Origin of the sequence: Streptomyces sp. GB4-14, assembly GCF_022696125.1 — a bacterium.
Classification (GTDB): Bacteria; Actinomycetota; Actinomycetes; order Streptomycetales; family Streptomycetaceae; genus Streptomyces; species Streptomyces werraensis.
The window spans coordinates 6,299,530-6,314,456 of the sequence record NZ_RZHO01000002.1 but is presented as its reverse complement, the minus strand read 5'-3'; the positions used below and the strand labels follow the sequence as shown (position 1 = coordinate 6,314,456).

The window sequence follows — 14,927 nt, the reverse complement described above, 5'->3', positions numbered from 1 at the left end:
GATGGGGGACCGTTGCCGCCGTACCTGCTGACGCCGACGAGAGAGGGGGTGGGTGCGCGGCGCGCACCTCGTTCGTGATCTCTTCCCCCGGTTCCAGCGCCGATCCCTGCGACGCGCGCGACGGAACCGTCCCCACGTGGGACGACGCCCCATGCCCTGTCCTGGTGCTGGACCCGCACGGCCGGATCGCCGGCCGCAACCGTGCCGCCCGCCGCCTCACCACGTCCTCCTCCGCCTCCGACGTCCCGCCGTCGTGGCTGGGCGAGGCGCACCTGCGCCATGTCGCCGGAACACTCGACCCGACGGCCGGCATGCCGGCCGGGACCTTCGGCAGCCGCTCCTACGAGGCCCGGCCCTCCCCCACCCGGGACGGCCGGGTGGCCTGGTGGCTGTTCGACCGCACCGGTCTCGTGGAGGCCCACGAGACCGCGCGGGAGACCCGTGAGCGGGCCGACGCCATCTCCGGCGTCTTCAGCACCCTGCTGTCCTCCCTGAACGTGCCGCGCTGCGCGGAGGTCGCCGCCCGGACGGCCACCGACCACCTCGCCGAGGCCGCCGTGCTGATCACCCCGCCGACCGGGCACCGGTACGCCGTCACCCACGCCCTGCGGGGGCGGCGCGTGGTGCAGGAGACCCGGCAGATCGACCCGCTCACCGTCCCCGGGCTCGACGAGGCCCTGCGCGGCTTCCCGCCCGTCCCGGCCCGCTGGATCAACCCGGACGCCATACCGGACTGGGTGATGCCCGAAGGCTTCTCCGGGCCGCTCGGTTCCGTGCTGGTGACGCCGCTGCCCGGGCACGGGGTGCCCGCGGGCGCGCTGATCCTGCTGCGCTCGGACGCCGAGAAGGGGTTCTCTCCCGAGGAGGAGGTGTTCGCCCGGCTGTTCGCGTCCCGCGCGGGCACCGCCCTGTCGGCGGCGCGCCTGTACAGCGAGCAGACCGCCGTCACCGGCACCCTGATGCGGGAGCTGCTGCCGCCGTCGCTGAGCCGTGTGCACGGCGTCGACTACGCGGGCCGTTACCGCACCGCCATGGACCACGAGCGGGTCGGCGGCGACTTCTACGACGTCCACCCCGGCCCCGACGAGTCCGCCGAGACGTTCGTGGCGCTGGGCGACGTGGCCGGCAAGGGACTGGACGCGGCGGTCCTCACCGGGAAGATCCGCAACACGCTGCACGCGCTGCTGCCGCTCGCCTCCGACCACCTCCGGGTGCTGCGCATGCTCAACGACGCGCTGCTCACCTCCCACCACGCCCGGTTCGCCACCCTGGTGCTGGCGTCGGTGAAGCGGCAGGACGACGGCACCGTGGGGCTGCGGCTCACCAGCGCCGGGCATCTGCCGCCGCTGGTGGTGCGCGCGGACGGCCGGGTCGAGGAGATGCCCACGCAGGGCACCCTCGTGGGCGCGCTGCCCCGGGTGACCGCGCGCACCGTGGAGACGGTCCTCGCCCCGGGCGACACCTGTCTGCTCTACACCGACGGCATCACCGAGGCCCGCGGCGGCCCGCTGGGCGACGAGCTGTTCGGCGAGGACCGGCTGCGGGCCGCCCTGGAGGGATGCGGCGGCATGCCGGGCGAGGCGATGGTGGAGCACGTACAGATGCTGGCAGCGCAGTGGCTGGAGCCGGGGAGCCGCCACGACGACATGGCCGTGGTGGCCGTCGGTGCCCCGCGCGGCGGCTCGACGGCGGGCGGCCGCGCGCCGGCCGGGGCCGGCGGATGAGCACGGAGGACAGCACGGGCGGCCCGCGGGCCTCGGTCGGCGAACTCGGCGAGGCGCTGTGGAAGGCGGTGATCGACGGCGACGAGTACGACGCCGTCGACGTCGTCCGCGGCGCCCTGGCGGAGGGCCTGCAGGAGGAGGACCTGCTGCTGGACGTGGTCGCGGCGGTGCAGGCGCGGATCGGCCTGGAGTGGGCCGCCGACCGCATCACCGTCGCCCAGGAGCACGCGGCGACCGCGATCAACGAGCGGGTGATCACCGCCCTGGCGTACCACGGCTCCGGCACCCGCCCCGAGACCGTCCGCGGCCGGGTCACGGTGAGCTGCGTCGACGGCGAGTGGCACGCGTTCCCCGCGCGGCTGGTCGCCGAGACGCTGCGGCTGCGCGGCTGGCAGGTCGACTACCTCGGCGCGCAGACACCGACCCCGCATCTGGTGGCGCACCAGCACCACACCAACTCCGACGCCGTGCTGCTCTCCGGTTCGATCCCCACGCATCTGCCGCGGGCGCACACCGCCATCACCGCCTGCCGGTCCGTGGGCGTGCCCGTGGTGGCGGGCGGCCGGGCGTTCGGCGTGGACGGGCGGTACGCGCGCGCCCTGGGCGCCGACGCATGGGCCCCGGACGCGCGGGGCGCCGCGGCCGTGCTGGAGGCCGGGCTCGCGAGACCGACGAACGTCCGGCAGCCCGTCGACGACCTGCCGCACCTGGCCGACCAGGAGTACAACATGGTCGCCCAGTCACGCGGCCGACTGGTCAAGGAGACGCTGACCGAGCTGGAGCGGCGCTTCCCGCCGATGCGGGAGTACGGCGACGCGCAGCGCGAGCGCACGGCCGAGGACCTGGCGCACGTCGTCGACTTCCTGGCGACCGCCCTCTACGTCGACGCCGTCGAGGTGTTCACCGAGTTCCTGGGCTGGACGGCCGACGTGCTGTCCGCGCGGAACGTGCCACCGCACTCCCTGGTGACCGGCCTGGACATCCTCTCCGACCGTCTGCACGACTTCCCGCGCGCCCTGTCCCTCGTCCGCGCCGGCGCCGCCCATCTGACGGACAGGACCGACCCGGCGGTCACGGACACGGTGGTCTGACCGAGGGGGAGCCCCTTGCTCCCCCCCCGCTTCACGTCATCCGCGGCGCTCCACGGCCCCCGCCAGTGCGCGCAGCACCGCGCTGCGGCCGCGGTCCGGGACCGTCCAGAGGGGCTGGCCCCGGACGCCCCAGCGCTCCAGCAGGGCGTTGGCGGCGAGGAAGCCGGTGGTCGCCGCGCGTTCCATCAGGGCGACCGGCAGGGACGTACGGACCAGGTCGCCCGCCACCATCAGGCCCGGGTCGGGCGTGCGGACCGTGGGGCGGTCCTCGTAGCCGCCCACGGGGAAGAGCGGGCAGTCGGTGCCCCACTCGTGGCGGGCGTCGACGATCCCCGCCTCGCGCGTCTCCGGGTAGATCTTGTGCAACTGGTCGAGCAGCCGCTTCTGTTCGACCTCCGGGGAGGCCTCGGGGGGCAGGGCGTAGGCGTGCAGTTCGACGACGGAGCCGCCGGTGCGGGCGGCCCAGCGGGCGGCCTCGTCCTCGTACCGTTCGAGGACGCTGACGTTGTCGAGGGTGCCGTAGCCGCTGGTGCCGAGGAAACCGGGCCGGCCGGGGGCGACCGGGCGGTCCAGCCAGAGGCGCGAGACCAGGAACGGCGGGGCGTTGCGCAGCCGGGCGATCCGCTCCCGCCAGGGGGTGTCGCCGAGCCGGAGGGAGCGGTCGACGAGGGCGCGCAGTCCGACGGCGTCCAGGGCGAGCACCACGGTGTCGTGGCGCCGCTCGTCCCGGTCGGTGGCGATCTCGTACCCGCCGTCGTCCAAGGGTTCGACGTGTTCGACGGGGGTGGAGGTGCGTAGGGTCGCGCCGTGCCGTTCGAGCAGGGCGGCGAGCGGCTCCCACAGTGCCGTGGGGAAGGGCGCGGTGGGCACGTCGAACAGCAGGCCCTCGGAGGAGCCGAGGAAGTAGATGTGGAACATCAGCGCCATCTCGGCCGCCGACAGCAGGCGGGGGTCGGCGAAGAAGCTGCGGGAGAACACCTCGAAGGCCAGGTGCCGGGCGCTCTCCGGGAAGCGGACCGCGTCGAGGAAGTCGTGCGCGCTGACCGCGTCGAGGCGTTCGTAGACCTCGGGCACGCGGACGTCGAGCAGGGGCAGCGCGGCCGCCGCGTTGATCCGGGGCAGGTCGCGCAGCGGGAACGACGGGCTCAGCGCGGCGAAGCCGAGCGCGCTCCACGGCGGGGTGCGGGGCACGTGCCGGAAGCTGTCGTGCGTGCCGTCCCCGTGCCGCAGCGGGTAGTCCGGCAGCGGGGTGAGGCGTTCCAGCGCGGGGTCGGTACGGCGGAGCAGGCCGCGCAGGTTGTAGTACTGCCGGAAGAAGGCGTGGAAGCCGCGGCTCATCGTCGCGGGCGTGCCGTCCTTCAGGTCGACGGGCCAGCCGCCGACGCGTCCGCCGAGGTAGGGGCGGGCCTCGTAGAGGGTGACGTCGACGCCGCGTTCGGCGAGGGCGGTGGCGGCGGCCAGTCCGGCGATGCCGCCCCCGACGACCGCGGTGCCGGGCCTGCGGTCGCCGTGGACGCGGGGCGCGCCGGGCGCGGGCATGAGGACGCGGGCGCGGCGGTCACGGCCGCGGCGGGCGGCGGGCGGGCGAGGCGGTCGGGTCATCGCGCGGTCTCCGTCGTGGTGGGGCGGCGCCCGGTGAAGGTGTGGGTGATGCCGGTCTGCCAGCCGGGCAGCGGCAGACGGCGCACACGGTCGAAGCCGTTGGCCCGCAGCCGGTCCGCGAACCGGTCGGCGGTGTCGAACTCGACGACGCTGCGCCACAGATGGCGGTACAGGTCGCCGTCGCCGAGCAGGGTCGCCACCGGCTGTACGACGCCCCGGCAGACCAGCGTCCACACGGCGCGGTCGGTGCGGCGGCCGCCGAGGGTGTACTCGTGCACGGCGAGGCGTCCGCCGGGCGCGAGCAGGCCGTGCACGGTGCGCAGCACGGCGTCGGGGTCGGTGACGTTGCGGAACAGGTAAGCGGCGAACACGGCGTCGAAGGGGCCGGTCACCCCTGCCTCGGCGAGCCGTTCGGCGGGCGCGTGGACGAAGGTGACGTTCGGCGGCCAGGTCTTGGCGGCGGCCCGCTCCAGCATGCCGGCGGAGGCGTCCACGGCGGTGATGTCGGCGCTCGGCAGCACCTCGGCGAGCGCGCCGGTGGAGGCGCCGGTGCCGCAGCCGAGGTCGAGCACGCGCAGCCCCTCGCCGCCGCGGGGCAGGCCGAGACGGCGTGCGGAGCGGCGCAGATGGGCGTGGTAGCCGGGGTTGGCGGCGACGAGGGTGTCGTAGCTGCGGGCGGCGTGGTCGAAGGCGGCGGCGAGGTGCTCGTCGCGCAGGAGGGTCATGGGGTCTCCGGGGTGCGGGGGCCGGGGCACATCAGGGGCACATCAACGGATTCAGGGGCCTTCATAGGGGCGGCGGGGCAGGCCGGGCAGTTCCAGCGCGGAGCGGAGCATCGGGCCGACCGGGGCGTGCAGGCCGACGGCGAGGTCCTCGTGGAGGCGGGTGTCGCCGTCGAGGAACCGCAGCAGCCGCCGCATGGGGACGCGTTCGAACAGGCGGCAGAACAGGGCGGGTCCGTCGGCGCGCCCGCCGGCCAGGGCGCGCAGCAGCACGGCGTCCATGGCGCGGGAACGGGCCGAGTGGGCGGGCGGGGGCACCGGGCGGCGGCCCTCGCCGAGGGCGGCGGCGACGGCGCGGGTCTGGCGCTGGAGGCCGGCGAAGGTGTAGCCGGTGGAGGGGCGGGTGGCGCCGCCCGCCGCGCCGATGCGGAACACGGACTGCCCGGTCCGGCGGGGCATCACCGCGTCGGTCATCGGGATGACGCCCGTCTCGGCGGACAGCACCTCGAGGTCGCCCAGCCGGAGCACGTCGTCGGTGTAGTGGCGTACGGCGGCCTCGTAGGCGTCGGGGGTGAGCGGGCGGGGGGAGAACTCGGTGTACTCCACCAGGGCGTCGTGCCGGCCGAGGGGCAGGACGTAGCCGAAGGACAGGCCGTCGGCGGGCTGCGGGGTGCGGAAGTCCATGAGCTCGGCGGTGCCGGGGGCGAAGGCGGGCCGGGCGGTGCGCACGAACCAGCCGTGGAAGTGCTGGAGCAGCGTGGTGCGGGCGGCGGGCAGGCTGCCGGGCGGGCGTGAGTCGAACACCCAGCGGGCGCGCACGACGCGGGGGTTGCCGTCGCGGTCGCGCAGCCGCACCAGCGCTCCCCCGGGCACGTCCTCCACGGTGTCGACGGTGCCCTCGACGCGCCGTACCCGGTCGTGGCCCGCCAGGTCGCGGGCGACGAGGTGCTCGAAGTCGTCGGAGCGGATCATCTTGTAGCGCAGCGGCGCGATGTCCCCGTGGATGGGGCGGCCCGCCCGGTCGCGGACCCGCAGGCGCCGCCAGGACGCGGTGACGGCGGCGTCGAAGCGGCCGGGGCCGGCCTCCCAGAAGCACCAGGTGCGGCGGGGCGGCCGCAGCGGTCCGGGCGGCGCCTCCAGCAGGGTCACGGACGGAGCCCGGCGTCCGCTCCCGGAGCCGGCCAGCCGGTGGGCGAGGGACAGTCCGGCCGCCCCCGCCCCGACGATCGCGACGTCCGCCTCCAGCACGCCTGCACCACCCTCCTGGTTACGACTCCGTGCGGATCCGCACGGCCGGTTGTTCCGTCCGTGTGCCCGCGTGGATCCGGGTCACTCGGGCGTGAGACGACGGGCGCGACCGGGAAGGCATGCGCCGGTCGTCCGGCGTACCGGAACGATGCGCGTGCCGACGAGAGGAAGACACCGGATGCTCCCGACTGGGGCCAAGAGACACCGCGCGACGATGCGGTCGCGCGCGCCGCGCCCGGCCCGTCCACCCGGACCCACCGTCCGGGTGCGGTCCGTCCGGGTGCCGTCCGTCCGCGTGACGGCCGACACCGTGTGCGGATGTGCGGCAGGAGCGGGGGCCGGGCGGTGACCCGCACCGTGCGGGGACGCACGGACCACGTGGTCGTCGTGGGGGCCGGGCTGGCAGGTCTGTCGGCGGCGCTGCACCTGCTCGGCGCGGGCCGGCGCGTCACCGTCGTCGAGCGGGACGGACTGCCGGGCGGGCGCGCCGGGCGGCTGGACCTCGACGGGTACCGGATCGACACCGGGCCGACCGTGCTGACCATGCCCGACCTGGCGGACGAGCCGTTCGCCGCGGTCGGGGACAGTCTGCGCAAGCGGGTGGAGCTGGTGCCGCTGCACCCCGCCTACCGGGCGCGGTTCGCCGACGGCAGCACCCTGGACGTGCACACCCGGGCCGAGAGGATGACCGCCGAGGTGGAGCGGTTCGCCGGGGCCCGGGAGGCGGCAGGCTACCTGCGGATGCGGGACTGGCTGGAGCGGCTGTACCGGGCGCAGATGCGCCGGTTCATCGACGCGAACTTCGACTCGCCGCTCGGCCTTCTCCACCCGGACCTGGTGCGGCTGGCGGCGCTGGGCGGCTTCGGGCGGCTGGACGCCCGCATCGGCAGCTTCCTGCACGACGAGCGGCTGCGCCGGGTGTTCTCCTTCCAGGCCCTGTACGCGGGCGTCCCCCCGGCGCGGGCGCTGGCCGCGTACGCGGTGATCGCCTACATGGACACGGTCGCCGGGGTGTACTTCCCGCGCGGCGGCATGCACGCGCTGCCGCGGGCGATGGCGGACGCCGCCGCCGACGCGGGCGCGGACCTGCGGTTCGGGCAGGAGGTGACCCGGCTGGAGCGTTCCGGCGGGCGGGTGACGGCGGTGGTCGCGGGTGACGAGCGGATCGCCTGCGACGCGGTCGTGCTCACGCCCGACCTGCCCGTCGCCTACCGGCTGCTGGGCTCGGCGCCCCGCCGTCCGGTGCGGCTGCGGCACTCGCCGTCGGCGGTGGTGCTGCATCTGGGCACCGGCCGGACCTGGCCCGGTCTGGCGCACCACACGATCTCCTTCGGTGCGGCGTGGCGCGGCACGTTCGACGAGCTGACCCGGGCCGGGCGGCTGATGAGCGACCCGTCGCTGCTGATCACCCGGCCCACCGCCACCGACCCGTCGCTCGCGCCGCCGGGTCGCCATCTGCACTACGTCCTGGCGCCCTGCCCGAACACCGACATCGGTCCGGGCGCCGCCGAATGGACGGACCTGGCGCCGCGCTACCGGGACTCGGTGCTGCGGACGCTGGAGGAACGGGGCCTGACCGGGCTGGCCTCCGCGATCGAGACGGAGTGCGTGGTCACGCCCGCCGACTGGGCCGCGCAGGGGCACGCGGCCGGTACGCCGTTCGCCACCGCCCACACCTTCGCCCAGACGGGACCGTTCCGGCCCCGCAACCTGGTGCGCTCCGCCGAGAACGCGGTGCTGGCCGGCTGCGGCACCACCCCCGGCGTCGGCGTGCCGACCGTGCTGCTGTCCGGGAAGCTGGCAGCGGCGCGCATCACCGGCGCCGGCGGCCCCGTCGGACGCGCGTCCACGTCGTTCTCCGCCCTGGAGGCCCTGCATGACCGAGCGTGAACTGGACGCGGCGGGCATCACCGATCCGGCGCTCCGCGAGGCGTACCGCCACTGCCGGCGGCTCAACGCCCGGCACGGCCGGACGTACTTCCTCGCCACCCGGCTGCTGCCCGTGGAGCGGCGGCCCGCCGTGCACGCCCTGTACGGCTTCGCCCGCTGGGCGGACGACATCGTCGACGCGCTCGGCACCGGCGCGGACACGGCCCGCCGGGACGCCGAACTGGCGGCGCTGGAGCGGGAGCTGGTCAAGGGGCTGCGGGACGGTGAGAGCGCCGAGCCGGTGGTGCGGGCCCTCGCCGACACGGCGCGGCGCCACCGCATCGACCACGCCCACTTCGCCGACTTCATGACCGCCATGCGGTCCGACCTGGTGGTCACCGACTACGCCGACTACGCGGCCCTGCGGCGGTACATGCACGGGTCGGCGGCGGTGATCGGGCTGCAGATGCTGCCCGTCCTCGGCACGGTCACCGACCGCGAGACGGCCGCCCCGCACGCGGCGGCCCTCGGGATCGCCTTCCAGCTGACCAACTTCCTGCGGGACGTGGGCGAGGACCTGGACCGGGGGCGGGTGTACCTGCCGGCCGACCTGCTCGCCGCGCACGGTGTGGACCGGGAGCGGCTGCGGTGGAGCCGGGACACCGGCCGCCGCGACCCGCGCATCACCTCGGCGCTGCGCGCGTTCGAACGGCTGACGCGGGGGGTGTACCGGCAGGCGGCCCCGGGCCTCGCGATGCTCGAACCGGTGTCCCGCCCCTGTATCCGCACCGCGTTCGTGCTGTACGGCGGAATCCTGGACGCGGTCGCCGAGGACGGGTACGCGGTGCTGCACCGGCGGTCGGTGGTGCCGCGCAGGCGGCGCGCGGTGGTGGCCGCGGACGGGCTGGCCCGGGTGGCCGCGGCCCGGCTGCGCGCCAGGCAGGACGCCGCCCGGCGACCGGACGGGGTTCCGCTGCCGGGTACGGGGCCGGTGGAACCCCGGATGGTCGAGGAGGTCGCGTGATGGCGAGTGACGGACGACGTCGCCGGCGGCTGCCGCTCTCCCTGCGCCGCGACGCCGTGGCGTGGGAACGGCAGCGCCCCACCTGGCGGGACGCCAAGCCCGCCCTGATCGCCGGCGCGCTGAAGCGGGCACAGGCACGCCCGTCGGGCAACTGGTACGTCGTGGGCGCCTCCCGCGACGTCGGCGGCGACCGCCCGCTGGGCCGGACGGTCGCGGGACAGGAAGTGGTGGTCTGGCGCGACACGGGCGGCCGCGTGGTCGCGGGGCCGGGCGTCTGCCCGCACCTGGGGGCGCCGCTGCGGGACAGCCCGGTGCGCTGCGGGACGCTCGTCTGCCACTGGCACGGACTGTCCCTGAACGGCGGGCCGTTCGCCGGCTGGGAGCCGTTCCCCGCCCATGACGACGGGGTGCTGGTGTGGGTGCGGCTGGACGCGGTGGGCGGCGAGGAGCCGCTCGACGCGCCGGTGGTGCCGCGCCGCCCGGCCCCCGCGCGCGCCCTGTCGGCGGTGTACGCGGGAGCCGGCGTCTGCGAGCCGGAGGACGTGGTGGCGAACCGGCTGGACCCCTGGCACGGGGCCTGGTTCCACCCGTACTCGTTCGTGGACCTCACGGTGGCGGACACGCCGGAGAGCGCGGGCGAGGACGCGTTCGCCGTGGACGTGTCGTTCAAGGTGGCGGGCCGTCTGGTGGTGCCGGTCCGGGCGGTGTTCACGGCTCCCGAGCCGCGCACGGTCGTCATGCACATCGCCGAGGGTGAGGGGGTGGGCTCCGTGGTCGAGACCCACGCCACTCCCCTGGGCCCGGACGCCTCGGGCCGGCCGCGCACGGCGGTGATCGAGGCGGTGGTCGCGGCGTCGGACCGCCGCGGCTTCGCCCTGGCACGGGCCGCGGCGCCCGTCCTCCGCCCCCTGGTCCGCGCCGCCTCCGGCCGTCTCTGGCGGGACGACCTCGCCTACGCGGAACGCCGCTGGGCGCTCCGCTCGACGGGGCGGTTCCCGGGGGCGTGACGGTCGGCCCGGCCGGTGCGACGACCGGCCGGGCCGAGGCGTGGCGAGGGCCTCTCTGTTCCTCGGAACGGCGTCTCAGCCCGGCCCCGCCGCCCGTGCGTCCGCCGTGCCGCCTCCGCCCAGGAGGTCGGTGTGGGTCAGGGAAGAACGCGCCTCGACGCGCGGGAGGTAGTGACGGGCCGCCGTGGTGACCACAGCCGGCAGGGCGGCCCTCACCGGCTGGGCGAGGCGGAGCCAGCGGGGGTAGTAGACCGCTGTGCTGCGGCGTTCGACCGCCTGGGCGAGGCGGGCCGCCGCGCGGTCCGGCGGGTACACGTCCCGCACCGGCCACGGCATGTGCCCGCGCAGTTCCCGCATCACCGTGTGACGGTCGGCGTCCTCGATCAGATCGGTGCGGATCCAGGTGAGGTAGCCGAGGCCGACGGCCACGCCGAGGTGGGCGACCTCCGCGCGCAGGGAGTGGGCGAAGGCCTCCACGCCCGCCTTCGAGGCGCAGTACGCGCTCATCATCGGGGCGGCGCCGATGGCGGCGAGGGAGGCGACCTGGAGGTGGTAGCCCTTGGTCGCCGTGAGGTCGGGCAGGAACGTGCGGGCGGTGTTCGCGCTGCCGGTGAGGTTGACGTCGACGATGCGCCGCCACCGCGCCGGGTCGGAGTCGGCGAACAGCCCGGCGTCCGCCACGGCCGCGTTGGCGACGACGACGGACGGCGTGCCGAGCCCGGTCCTGACCGCGTCCGCCGCCGGCTCCAGCGCCGCGTCGTCCGTGACGTCGACCTCGTGGGCGAGGGCGGGGACGGGCAGTTCGTCGGCGAGCTGTCGCAGCCGGTCGCCCTCGTGGCCGAGCAGCGCCACCCGCATGCCCCGTCCGGCGAGTTCCCGGGCGAGGGCGGCGCCGATGCCGCGCGCGGCCCCGGTGACCACGGCGGTGCGTCCGCCCAGCGGGCCGCCGCTCATCCCCCGTCCCCGCCGGTGATCTGCGGGTCGACGTCCGGGCGGGCGGTGTGGTGCGGGTGGCCCGCGGTCCTGCGGGCCTCCTTCATCTCCGCCTCGTAGAGGTGGTCACGCCCGTCGGCCAGCTCCTCCACCGCGGTCTGCTCCAGCTCCCGGAACGGCCGGTAGTACGTGTCGTCGTACGCCTCGACGATCTGGAACGTCCAGTGGCCGGGGATGACGTTGCGGCCCAGCACCTGGGTGCGCACGGCCTCCGCCCAGTCGGGGTGTCCGGCCTTGTGCAGCAGTTCCACGGCCCGGTCGAGCTCGAGGTCGGCGGTGCCGGTGAGCTGGTGGAAGCTGTAGAGGTGGCCGCGGGCCCGTTCGGTGGTCTCCAGTGCCTTCGACAGGGATCCCAGCGCCTCGACCGTCTCGTCGCTGACGCCTTCGGGCCGTCGGTGCCGGCGGTCGGGGCCGTCGTCGGGCTGTCCGTTCCGTGAGCTCATCGTCTCGCCTCCTTCTGTGGTCGGTCGTCCGTCCGGAGGGTGACCAGGGACGGGGTCATGCGGAGCGCCCGCCCCGGTCGGGCTGCCGGTGTCCGGTGCGGTCGCGGTGGGCGAGCAGCCGCTGGGCGGCGGCCAGGCCGGGCGCGAAGGACGGGCGCAGCGCGGCCCGCGCGGCGTTGGCGCCGGGCGCGCCGTGCACGCCGCCGCCGGGGTGGGCGCCGGCGGAGGCCAGGTACAGGCCCTTGACGGGGGTCTCGGGGCGTCCTGTGCCGGGGGCGGGCCGGAAGAACAGCTGCTGGTGCATGGCGGTGGTGCCGCCGTTGATGGCGCCGCCGTGCAGGTTGCGGTCGAGGGACTGCAGCGTGGGCGGGGCGAGGATCCGCCGCGCCCGGACGCGGTCGCGGAAGCCGGGCGCGAAGCGCTCCACGTGGGCCTCGACGCGGTCGGCCATGCGTTCCTGCTCGTCCTCGTCCCAGGAGCCGGTGAGCCCGTCGTCACCCGCGTCCCCGACGACCCGGTGCGGGACGTGCGTGTAGGCCCAGGCGGACTCGGTGCCTTCCGGGGAGCGGGTCGGGTCGGAGGTGGTCATCTGCCCGAACAGGGAGAACGGGCGGTCGGGCACCCGTCCCATGGCGAGCTGGGCGGCGAAGCGGGTGAGTTCGTCGAGCCCGTCGGCGAGGTGCACGGTCCCGGCTCCGGCGGCCTGCTCGCACTGCCACGGAACGGGCCCGTCCAGCGCCCAGTCGACCTTGAAGGTGGCGAAGTCCCACTGGAAGCGCTCCAGGTCGGACAGCAGCTGCCGGGGCAGGTCCTCGGGGGCGACGAGCTCGCCGTAGAGGGCGGGGACGGACACGTCGGCGAGGACGGCGCGCCGGGCGGGGACGGTCTCCCCGTCGGCGAGGCGTACGGCGACGGCGCGCCCGTCGCGCACGACGACGCGTTCCACGCGCCGCCCGCACCGCACCGCTCCCCCGCGTGACTCCAGGCGCCGCACGAGGGCGTCGGTGAGCGCGCCCGCTCCGCCGACCGGCACGGGGAAGCCGTACGTCTGTCCGAGCATGGACATCAGCCAGCCGAAGCCGCCGCTGCCGGCGGCCTCGGGCGCGAGGTCGGCGTGCAGGGCGTTGCCCGCGAGCAGCAGTCCGCCGCCCTCGCCGCGGAACTCCTCCTCCGCCATGCGCCGCACCGGCAGCACGAGGGTGCGCGCCATGCGAAGCCCCCCGGTGCCGCGCAGCCGTACGGCGAGCCGCAGTCCGGAGCGGACCGGCGGGAACGGCGTGAACAGGGCGTCAAGGAGGTCGGGGCGGAGCCTGTCCCACATGTCGTGGAGGCGGCGCCAGGCGTCGCCGTCCCCGGGCGCGAAGGCGTCGAGGGAGTCCGCGGTGACGTCGACGTCGCGGTCCAGGACGGCGCAGCGGCCGTCGCTCCGTGGATGGGCGACCACGTGCGGGGCGTGACTCCAGCGCAGCCCGTGCTCCTCCAGGCCGAGCCCGGAGACGACCGGCGAGGCGGCGGCGAGCGGGTAGAAGGAGCTGAACAGGTCGCTGGAGAAGTCGGGGTGGACGCCGTGATCGTGGCGCACGGCGCCGCCGGGTTCGGGCTGTTCCTCCAGGACCGTGACGCTCCAGCCGGCGTCGGCGAGCAGGTTCGCCGCGACCAGGCCGTTGGGTCCGGCGCCGATGACGACGGCGTCAGCCACGGGCGCCTCCCGCGTCGGGCTCCGGCACGACCCCGCCGAGCGGCCTGCGCTCCTCCGCCTCGGCCGCCTCGCTCTCGACGAGGTGCGCGAGCCGGGCGAGCATGGCCCGGTGGCGGATCTGGATGATCGCCTCGACGGCCACGTTGTGCACCATGCCGCCCGCGCCTCTCAGGGGGTGTTCGTCCACCTTGACGAGGCAATGGTCGCCCCAGGGCCGCACCTCGATGGCGATGCGCGCGGTGCCCAGCGGCCCGGCCTTCGCCTCGAGTTCCAGCAGCTCGCCGGGGACGACGCGCCGGACGACGGACTCGTTGTGCAGCGTCAGCGGGCCGACGCGCACCTCGTACCCGATCGCGGAGCCGAGCTGCGGCCAGTGGCCGCGCACCGGCTTGGAGGAGGACGTGCCCACCACCCAGTCCGCGTAGCGGGTGCCGTCCTCCAGCACGGCCCACACGGACCGCGGGTCGGTGCGGATCAAGTGATGACGAACCGCCACTGTTGCCTCCTGTGTCCCTGAGCGCCACCGGTCAGCTCTGAGTGCCCCGTCTGACGGCCGTCAACCAGGAGGCGCCGCCGGACGGGTCAGGCGGCGGGGCGGGTGGGGGCCAGCGCCCAGCGGATGCCGGCGGTGACGGCGGCGCCGAGCGGGCGCACGCACAGGCCCTCGGCGGGCATGCGGGGCACCCGCAGTTCACGGGACGCCCAGGGCGGGAGCAGGGACACGGCGTTCGCGGCGAGGACGCCGTAGGGCAGCCGGGCGAGCAGGGGGACGGGCGGGTCGAGCAGCAGGAACCGCGCGGTGGCCAGGGCGTCCGGGGTGGCGTGCAGCTCGTCGCGGTAGGCGGCCAGCCGCTCGGCGAGCTGGGCGCGGTCGACGGGCGGGTCGGGGACGCCGAGGGCGGTGGCGATGCGCGCCATGCCGGCGACGTACCCGTCGCAGCCGGCGTCGTCCAGCGGGCCGGCGCCGTAGCGCTGGTGGGCGCGCAGGAACATGTCCACCTCGGCGACGTGCACCCAGCACAGCAGGTGGGGGTCGGAGGCGCGGTACTCCCGGCCGTCGGGCGCGGTGCCGCGGACCGTGTCGTGGACGGCGCGCACCCGGTCGACGGCCCGCTGGGCGCTGTCGGCGGTGCCGTACGTGGTGACGGCGAGGAAGGTGCTGGTCCGCTGGAGCCGGCCCCAGGGGTCGCCGCGGAAGCCGGAGTGGGCGGCGACGGCGGCCATGGCGAGCGGGTGGAGCGACTGGAGCAGCAGGGCGGAGAGACCGCCGATGAACATCGACGCGTCGCCGTGCACCCGGCGGACCGGGCTCTCGGGGGCGAACCAGCGGGGGCCCGGGGTGCCGTGGATGCGGGCGCGGTTGTCCGGGCCGTCGGGTCCGGCGACCCGCGAGAAGATGGCGTGACCGATGCGGCCGCGCAGCGCCGAGGCGGGTTCGGCGATCCGTTTCATGGTGCGCCGCACCTCCCTCGGCGGTGACGTCCTACCGCTACGTCTGCCCCGGC

13 protein-coding genes are annotated in these 14,927 nt (G+C 76.0%); 5 read left to right on the top strand and 8 right to left on the bottom strand.

Translation table 11 applies throughout. The features are described 5' to 3' along the window. Positions 1–164: 164 nt before the first annotated feature. Positions 165–1,724 carry a PP2C family protein-serine/threonine phosphatase gene (locus ELQ39_RS30410; protein WP_225628992.1) on the top strand — a complete coding sequence of 520 codons (1,560 nt, stop codon included), beginning with the start codon at positions 165–167 and terminating at the stop codon, positions 1,722–1,724. Beyond that, positions 1,721–2,815: a cobalamin B12-binding domain-containing protein gene (locus tag ELQ39_RS30405; RefSeq protein ID WP_242595092.1), complete on the top strand. Its 1,095-nt coding sequence runs from the start codon at positions 1,721–1,723 to the stop codon at positions 2,813–2,815. Before ELQ39_RS30410 ends, ELQ39_RS30405 begins: the two co-directional genes overlap by 4 nt. Positions 2,816–2,851: 36 nt before the next feature. Here ELQ39_RS30405 and ELQ39_RS30400 read toward each other — a convergent pair whose 3' ends face one another. From ELQ39_RS30400 to ELQ39_RS30390, 3 genes are read right to left on the bottom strand one after another with little or no spacing between them, the layout of a single operon-like run. Next, a complete protein-coding gene (locus tag ELQ39_RS30400; protein WP_277994755.1) occupies positions 2,852–4,417 on the bottom strand; it encodes an FAD-dependent oxidoreductase in 1,566 nt (521 codons plus the stop codon). Next, positions 4,414–5,142 (bottom strand): class I SAM-dependent methyltransferase, encoded by a 729-nt coding sequence (locus ELQ39_RS30395; protein ID WP_190003184.1) that lies wholly within the window; start codon positions 5,140–5,142, stop codon positions 4,414–4,416. The genes ELQ39_RS30400 and ELQ39_RS30395 overlap by 4 nt, the downstream gene beginning before the upstream one ends. 51 nt (positions 5,143–5,193) lie before the next feature. Continuing rightward, on the bottom strand, positions 5,194–6,387 hold the full coding sequence (locus tag ELQ39_RS30390) for a lycopene cyclase family protein (RefSeq protein WP_242595091.1): 1,194 nt from the start codon (positions 6,385–6,387) through the stop codon (positions 5,194–5,196). Between the two features lie 345 nt (positions 6,388–6,732). Between ELQ39_RS30390 and ELQ39_RS30385 the strand changes: the two genes are divergently transcribed. From ELQ39_RS30385 to ELQ39_RS30375, 3 genes are read left to right on the top strand one after another with little or no spacing between them, the layout of a single operon-like run. Continuing rightward, entirely contained in the window at positions 6,733–8,277 is a 1,545-nt protein-coding gene (locus tag ELQ39_RS30385) for a phytoene desaturase (RefSeq protein WP_242595090.1), read from the top strand. After that, the gene (locus tag ELQ39_RS30380) at positions 8,264–9,280 is read left to right on the top strand and encodes a phytoene/squalene synthase family protein (protein WP_242595089.1); all 1,017 of its coding nucleotides are present in this window, start codon (positions 8,264–8,266) and stop codon (positions 9,278–9,280) included. The genes ELQ39_RS30385 and ELQ39_RS30380 overlap by 14 nt, the downstream gene beginning before the upstream one ends. Continuing rightward, positions 9,280–10,287 (top strand): DUF5914 domain-containing protein, encoded by a 1,008-nt coding sequence (locus ELQ39_RS30375; protein ID WP_242595088.1) that lies wholly within the window; start codon positions 9,280–9,282, stop codon positions 10,285–10,287. The genes ELQ39_RS30380 and ELQ39_RS30375 overlap by 1 nt, the downstream gene beginning before the upstream one ends. Positions 10,288–10,362: 75 nt before the next feature. On the opposite strand, the gene ELQ39_RS30370 is transcribed toward ELQ39_RS30375, so the two are convergent. From ELQ39_RS30370 to ELQ39_RS30350, 5 genes are all read right to left on the bottom strand, one after another. Further along, positions 10,363–11,241: an SDR family oxidoreductase gene (locus tag ELQ39_RS30370; protein WP_190003179.1), complete on the bottom strand. Its 879-nt coding sequence runs from the start codon at positions 11,239–11,241 to the stop codon at positions 10,363–10,365. Continuing rightward, entirely contained in the window at positions 11,238–11,723 is a 486-nt protein-coding gene (locus tag ELQ39_RS30365; RefSeq protein ID WP_190003178.1) for a hypothetical protein, read from the bottom strand. Before ELQ39_RS30365 ends, ELQ39_RS30370 begins: the two co-directional genes overlap by 4 nt. A gap of 55 nt (positions 11,724–11,778) precedes the next feature. Next, the gene (locus tag ELQ39_RS30360; protein WP_242595087.1) at positions 11,779–13,422 is read right to left on the bottom strand and encodes a phytoene desaturase family protein; all 1,644 of its coding nucleotides are present in this window, start codon (positions 13,420–13,422) and stop codon (positions 11,779–11,781) included. Continuing rightward, positions 13,415–13,918, bottom strand: coding sequence for an SRPBCC family protein (locus tag ELQ39_RS30355; protein ID WP_225628983.1), 504 nt, complete (start codon positions 13,916–13,918; stop codon positions 13,415–13,417). The genes ELQ39_RS30360 and ELQ39_RS30355 overlap by 8 nt, the downstream gene beginning before the upstream one ends. 86 nt (positions 13,919–14,004) lie before the next feature. Further along, the gene (locus ELQ39_RS30350) at positions 14,005–14,874 is read right to left on the bottom strand and encodes an oxygenase MpaB family protein (protein WP_190003176.1); all 870 of its coding nucleotides are present in this window, start codon (positions 14,872–14,874) and stop codon (positions 14,005–14,007) included. Between the last annotated feature and the right edge of the window lie 53 nt (positions 14,875–14,927).